At 58.5% G+C, this 881-nt stretch carries 1 protein-coding gene; it reads left to right on the top strand.

Annotated elements, in window-relative coordinates; all coding sequences use genetic code 11:
• On the top strand, positions 1–651 hold a 651-nt coding region (locus tag AC1RO0_RS31915), incomplete at its 5' end, for an SDR family NAD(P)-dependent oxidoreductase (RefSeq protein WP_498596518.1).
• Positions 652–881 lie beyond the last annotated feature (230 nt).

The raw sequence follows: 881 nt of genomic DNA on the forward strand, positions 1-881 counted from the left end.
GTCGCCGAACTCGCCGCGATTGGAAGCGGCCGCGTTGACGGATTTGCCGGTGATCTCGGAACTGAAGCAGCCGCCGATGCGATTACGAAACTCTTTCCGAATGTCGAGATCCTGATCAACAATCTCGGCATCTTCGAACCCAAGCCGTTCGAAGAGATCCCGGATGCTGACTGGCGGCATTTCTTCGATGTCAACGTACTTTCAGGTGTTCGTCTCGCTCGTCTTTATCTGCCCGCCATGCGCCAGCGCAATTGGGGCCGCATCATCTTTATATCGAGCGAAAGCGGCGTGCATATTCCTGCAGAGATGGTGCACTACGGTGTGACCAAGGCGGCCCAGATCGCAGCGGCGCGCGGTATCGCCGAATCCGTTGCCGGCACCGCAATCACGGTCAACAGCGTGTTGCCAGGTCCAACGAAGTCGCGCGGCGTCGTCGATTTTGTCGCCGCGTTGCCCGGATCCGAAGGGAAGACTTTCGCGCAGTTCGAGACCGAGTTCTTCGAGAAAATCCGACCAACTTCACTGATCAAACGCTTTACGACGCCTGAGGAAATCGCAACCATGGTCGCCTATGTGGCGAGCCCGCTGTCCTCGGCCACCAATGGCGCGGCACTGCGGGTCGATGGCGGCGTTGTGAAGAGCGCGTTCTGACTGTCACGGAGAGCAAGCCGTCCACTCGAGTGAATTCGGGGGACGGCAACAATGCTGTTCCTGAGGTTGATCAAATGGCGGGGCGATCATCCTTGCCTCCACCTTTGTCGTTCGACGTCCAGGTGAGGAGAGGCTCCAGCCAGCGCATGTCAACGACATCCCCTACCCTTGCATCCGAAGCCTTGACTCTATCCGCGCCATGCCTGCGTGACTATAAAAGCAGGTGGAGC

Source organism: Rhizobium sp. GW821-FHT14E12 (genome assembly GCF_058803745.1).